The following is an 889-nucleotide window of genomic DNA, read 5'->3' as shown; positions in this document are numbered from 1 at the left end:
TAGCGGATAAACGCAAGATGCATAATGACGACGGGGCAGAAGTGAACATAATTATTGTCTGACTAGATGAATAGAGGCAGGTAAATTATGCAGACATCCACAATAAATGTAAAATACACGGCTCCAATATAACGAAGTACCGATAAGTGTTCTGCAATGTCAAAGATAACACCGCATCAATCGCAAGAATCTGGAAAGCCAGGCAATACTGGGGTAAAGCGCATTATCAAAGCGACAGGTTATTCTATACAGGGATTAAAAGCCGCTTTTAAACATGAAGCTGCTGTTCGACAAGAGCTCGCTTTGCTAAGCATTGCTGTGATTTTGGCGTGCGTGGTTGATGTCGGGATGATAGAGCGCATCTTATTGATTGGTGTCGTGGTATTAGTTCTGATTGTCGAACTGATTAACTCCGCGATAGAAGCAGTGGTGGATCGCATTGGTGTTGAACGCCATGAATTAAGTGGCCGCGCTAAAGATATAGGATCGGCAGCCGTTATGGTTGCGTTGGCTTTCGCAGCTTTTACTTGGCTATACATATTGGCCAGTCGCTACCTAGGCTAGAGGTTACAACATGATTCAGCAGTATCGAGATAGCAACCAAGTCATTTGGTTTGATGAGGCGCTTATTGAAGATCCTAGTCAGCCTATTTTTGATGCCGAGTATTGGCAATCCACCAACAAAGTAACTGGCAGTGCGTCAGGGCGTGGCACGACTTGGTTTGTTCAGCTTGATACGATGCAAGCCGCTCTGCGTCATTATCGACGTGGTGGCTTGTTTGGTAAGTTAGTTAAAGACAATTATTGGTTTTCAGGTTGGGAGCAAACGCGTTGTGCGCAAGAGTTCCAACTATTACTTACACTGATTAATGCAGGTGTTCATGTGCCA

General features: G+C 44.4%; 2 protein-coding genes. Both read left to right on the top strand.

All coding sequences use genetic code 11. The features are described 5' to 3' along the window. The first annotated feature begins 156 nt into the window (after positions 1 to 156). Positions 157 to 564 (top strand): diacylglycerol kinase, encoded by a 408-nt coding sequence (locus R7Z50_RS25775; protein WP_318149513.1) that lies wholly within the window; start codon positions 157 to 159, stop codon positions 562 to 564. A gap of 10 nt (positions 565 to 574) precedes the next feature. Next, on the top strand, positions 575 to 889 hold a 315-nt coding region (locus tag R7Z50_RS25770; protein WP_318149512.1), incomplete at its 3' end, for a lipopolysaccharide kinase InaA family protein.

The sequence above is a fragment of the Vibrio sp. 1249-1 genome (genome assembly GCF_033340495.1).
The sequence above is the reverse complement of the archived record's forward strand: the minus strand, read 5'-3'. Positions and strand labels throughout refer to the sequence as shown.

Bases quoted from the DNA above. Each gene is read 5' to 3' on its own strand.
- R7Z50_RS25775 (WP_318149513.1), top strand. From the start codon at position 157: ATGTCAAAGATAACACCGCATCAATCGCAAGAATCTGGAAAGCCAGGC.